The organism is Chryseobacterium sp. 2TAF14, from assembly GCF_052115105.1.
Lineage (GTDB): Bacteria > Bacteroidota > Bacteroidia > Flavobacteriales > Weeksellaceae > Chryseobacterium.
The window spans coordinates 1-4,911 of record NZ_JBFRGA010000233.1 but is presented as its reverse complement, the minus strand read 5'-3'; the positions used below and the strand labels follow the sequence as shown (position 1 = coordinate 4,911).

Genomic DNA, 4,911 nt, shown 5'->3' with positions numbered 1-4,911 from the left:
GATAACAGCACTGGAAATCTTATAAAAGAATACACGTATCGTGTAAAAATTTACGAAAAAGATAAATCTGAAAATTGGCATAATCTGGAGGTTTCTCTTTATGATAACAATTCTGGTGACCGTGAAGTTTTGAATAATATGAAAGCTTATGTGTATAATCTGGAAGGAGATAATGTGGTGGAAACTAAAGTTGACAAAAGTTCGAAATTTAAATCGAAAGAAAATAAGTATATTACAGTTAATAAATATGCTTTCCCGGGTATAAAGAATGGTTCTGTCATTGAATATCATTATGAAGTTTCTTCACCGTTTGTATACGAAATTCCTTTAATTTATATAGAATTAGATACTCCTTCGGTTTATACGGAATATGTTTTTGATTCACCAGTACAAATGTCTTACAGCGTAGATTTTACGGGAAGTTTACTTCCTAAATATAAGATCATGAAAGAAGACATTATGTACGGATCGCAATATAAAACCTATAGATTCGGCTACGATAATCTGAAGGGTTTCAAAACTGAAAATTTTGTAAAAAATAATGATAATTACAGAACGAAAATCAGGGCAGAACTTCATTCAACTTATTTTGGGAATAACCTTAAAATGTACACTTCAACTTGGGAAGATATCAGGAAGAAACTTTGGGATCATGAGGATTTTGGATCGCAGTACAAAAAAGACAGATTGGTTAAAGAGCTGCTTCCTGCAGAAATTCTTAATGAAAAAGATGATCTCTCAAAAGCTAATAAGATTTTAGAATATGTGAAAACCAATTTTACATGGAATCAAAATAATGGAATGTATGCAGAAAACGGGATAAGAGATCTTATAAAAACCAAAACAGGGAATGATTCAGATCTCAATTTGATGTTGATAGCAATGTTTAGAAGCGCAAATATTACGRCATATCCGATTCTTATTTCTACCGTAGGAAACGGACATTTAAATTTAACATTTCCTAATTTAGGTAATTTCAATTATGTAATTGTAGGGGCAGAAATCAACAAGACTTTTTATCTTTTTGATGCAACATCAAAACAATCTCAGGCTAATCTTTTACCATCAAGAGTATGGAACGATAACGGTCTTTTATTAAGAGATGATAAAGCAGAACTTATTTCTCTTACAAATATTAAAGTAAGCTACAACAGCCACACAGTTAAGGCAAAAATAAATCCTGACGGAACAGTTTCAGGGGCTTATCAGGATCAGGATGAAGGATTGTTGGCTATGAATGCAAAAGAAAGTTTTGATGAAAATGCAGATAAGTATAAAAAACAATACAATTTTATTTCGCCAATTAGCAAAACAAAAGTTGTAGAAATAGAAATTCCTGAAGGATATGATGTGGCCGAATTACCAAAAAGTAAAAAAATTGTTACTGATGATAAAGAAATCAGCTATTCTTACACGGTAGAGAAAAAAGATAACAGAATTATAACGATTTCAGAATATAATATTGCAAGTGCAAATTATCCTAAAGAATATTATCCGGCATTCAAGCAGATCTGGAAAGTAATTTCAGATTCTGAAAGTCAGGTAATGAGTTTGATTAAGAAATAATCATTTATCGATACAAATTTTATAAACCATTCATTTTGTGAATGGTTTTTGCATTCTGGTTAAAAAATAAATTATTATGAAAAATAAAGTTGTATTCATCATGTTTTCTGCGGTTTTTCTTTTGGCTGCCTGTAAAAGGACAGAAACAAAAACGGTTGAAACACAAACAGAGAATGAAGCCCCTGAAAAATTCACTGTAGACTCTATTAAAGTGAATGATTCTATGAAAATTAACGAAAAACTTTCAGTGAATTATGCTTCAAAAATGTTGGTTTTTCCGACCTTGAAAAATAAGGCTCTTTTAGACAGTATTTATTATGATAAAACAGGAATTACAGATTACTCCAAACAAGGGCTGCAGACTTTTTTAGATAGAGATAAAAACGATTTTTACGAATCTGTAAAAGCAGACAGCAAAGAATGGATTTCAGATATTCAGAATCCGCAAACATGGGAAGCCGGTTCGTTTATGAAACTGATTTCTCAAACCGATGATTTTCTCCAGATCGAATATTTGCATACTTCATATGAAGGCGGAGCGCACGGTAATTACTCTTTCGATGTAAGGGTTTTTGATCTGAAAAACAATAAAAAATTAGATTTAAAAGATATTACCACAATGCCTAAAGCAAGACTGGAAGATCTTTTAATGAAAAATCTCAATAAAATTTCGAGTGGAACAACCGATTCTGAGGGTGCGGTAAAAAATTCAGATATGCTTTTGGTGGATGTGATTCCTGCCAACAAAGATTTTTATTTTGATGATAAAAACCTGTATTTTCATTACAGCCCTTACGAAATCGCCGCTTTTGCAGCCGGAGATATTATCATCCAGGTTTCCTGGAAAGAGCTCGACGGAACAATTAATCCCGAGTTTAAAAAGAGATTGAAAATTAACTAATATTAATGCTTCCAAATCAGGAAGCATTTTTTACTTTTGTGACAATGGAAAAAGTAGCTTTTATCATCAATCCTTTTTCGGCAAAAAAAAATTACCAGCCCTTTTTAAACGAACTTAAAAATAAAGTTCAAAACCCTTTATACTACATTTCTGAGTCTATTCCGGGAACGGATGATTTTATCAACGCCCATTTTGATGAGGTTGATTTTTTTGTGGCTATCGGCGGTGACGGAACAATTTCTACGGTTGCTAAAAAGCTCATCAATACCGAAAAAGTTTTAGCTATTTTTCCGGCAGGATCAGGAAATGGTTTTTCTAATGAAACGCAGTTCAGCAAAAATCTAGATGAATTATTAGAGAAATTGAAGTCTAAAAAATCCCGTAAAATAGATACTTTTACCATAAACGGAAGACTGTCTATCAATGTTTCGGGAACAGGTTTTGACGGGAAGGTCGTTAAAGAATTCGAAAAAACCAGCCGCGGATTCAAAAATTACATCAAAGTTTCCTTAAAGACATTTTTTAATTATAAACCGATCAAGCTTAAATTTTTTGATGAAAATTATAAGCAATACAACGGAAAATATTTAATGGTTAATATTGCAAACACCCGCCAGTTTGGTAACAACGCTTATATTGCACCGATGGCAAGCAAAAGTGACGGTTTGGTTGATATGGTTCTGGTGAAAAAATTTCCGTTGATGTATTCGCCGCTTTTTGCGTTCAGGATGTTTACCAAAAAATTGAAAGAAGACGATTATATCACGTATCTTCCAGTTTCAGAGATCGAGTTTAAAGTAAATACCAAAAACTGGCATCTTGACGGGGAATTCAATAAAATAAAATCACCGATTCATGTAAAAGTGCAGCCTTCTAGCCTGAATATTTTAATTTAAATCATTGCAAATAAAAAGCCTTCCGTGAAGAAGGCTAAAACACAAATGATGAAAAAAAAATTATCTTTTCGTAATAATTTATTACAAAGTAAATAGTTATAACTTATATTTTTTATGGTTGTAATCATATAGAATTAAAAATTTAAAAATTTTAATTCCTTTTAAAACTATTTTTAAACTTCCAGCTTTTTCTCGATTTCATTAGGGTTTTCAAGGCAATATTGAAGTTGCTTTTTGTCTAATTGTTTTTCCCAATTGGCTACAACTACAGTTGCTACAGAGTTTCCGATAACGTTGGTTAAAGCACGGCATTCACTCATAAATTTATCGATTCCTAAAATTAAAGTCATTCCTGCAATCGGGATTTCAGGAACAACAGCCAATGTAGCAGCCAAAGTTACAAAGCCGGCTCCTGTAACTCCTGCAGCTCCTTTAGAACTCAGCATTGCCACCAAAAGAAGCATCAGTTGTTTTTCTATTGAAAGATCGATATTCAGAGCCTGTGCAATAAATAATGAAGCGAGCGTCATATAAATATTGGTTCCGTCGAGATTAAAAGAATATCCTGTAGGAACCACCAAACCTACAATCGCTTTGGAACAGCCCGCTTTTTCCATCTTTTCCATAATTCCCGGAAGAGCAGATTCTGAAGAGCTGGTTCCTAAAACCAGGAGAAGTTCTTCCTTTAGATAATACATCAGTTTAAATATATTAAAACCGTTGTACCAGGCTACAGCTCCCAAAACCAAAACCACAAACAGGATAGAGGTAATGTAAAAAGTCCCTACAAGAAAGATTAAATTTAAAACAGATGCCAAACCATATTTTCCGATTGTAAAAGCCATCGCTCCGAAAGCTCCGATTGGCGCTAATTTCATCAGCATATGCACAATTTTGAAAACAGGAGCCGCCAAAACCTGTAAAAATTCTGTGACTTTTCCACTTTTTTCTTTCGTTAAAACCAAAGCAATTCCCATTAAGATCGCAACCAAAAGTACCTGAAGAATATTGTCACCAATTAACGGACTGAATAGGGTTTCCGGGATTATATTCATGATAAATCCGGTCAAAGTCATATCGTGTGCTTTGTGCTGATATTGCGAAACGTCACCCGATAAACTTGAAGGATCAATGTTTAAACCTGCTCCAGGTTGGATGATGTTTCCTACAACCAAACCAATAATCAATGCCAATGTAGAAAATGTGAAAAAATAAAGCATTGCTTTGATGGCAATTCGTCCTACCYTTTTCAGATCTGTCATATGGGCGATTCCTAAAGTAAGCGTAATGAAAATGACCGGAGCAATAATCATTTTAACCAATTTGATGAAACCGTCGCCTAAAGGCTTCATTTTTTCGCCTAATTCAGGATAAAAATTCCCTAAGAGAATTCCTAAAGTGATGGCGATAATTACCTGAAAATATAATTGCTGATAAAATTTTTTCTTTTTCAAAGCAGAAGTTTCATAAATATTTCCGAAAAATACTGAAATTAAATAGATTTTTTAGCTGAAAAATTTATCTGAAATTTAATACAGAAAATAAGGT

General features: G+C 33.1%; 4 protein-coding genes. 3 read left to right on the top strand and 1 reads right to left on the bottom strand.

From position 1 onward, the window contains the following. From AB4Y90_RS16580 to AB4Y90_RS16570, 3 genes are all read left to right on the top strand, one after another. Window positions 1-1,566, top strand: a 1,566-nt coding sequence (locus tag AB4Y90_RS16580) for a transglutaminase-like domain-containing protein (protein WP_441558680.1), incomplete at its 5' end; no start/stop codon positions are given. Window positions 1,567-1,642: 76 nt separating this feature from the next. After that, window positions 1,643-2,467 carry a DUF3298 domain-containing protein gene (locus AB4Y90_RS16575; RefSeq protein WP_441558679.1) on the top strand — a complete coding sequence of 275 codons (825 nt, stop codon included), beginning with the start codon at window positions 1,643-1,645 and terminating at the stop codon, window positions 2,465-2,467. A 5-nt stretch (window positions 2,468-2,472) separates the two neighbouring features. Then, a complete protein-coding gene (locus tag AB4Y90_RS16570; protein ID WP_441558678.1) occupies window positions 2,473-3,363 on the top strand; it encodes a diacylglycerol/lipid kinase family protein in 891 nt (296 codons plus the stop codon). Window positions 3,364-3,536: 173 nt separating this feature from the next. Here the strand turns inward: AB4Y90_RS16570 and AB4Y90_RS16565 are convergent, their stop codons facing one another. Then, a complete protein-coding gene (locus tag AB4Y90_RS16565; protein WP_441558677.1) occupies window positions 3,537-4,817 on the bottom strand; it encodes a dicarboxylate/amino acid:cation symporter in 1,281 nt (426 codons plus the stop codon). Window positions 4,818-4,911: the final 94 nt, after the last annotated feature.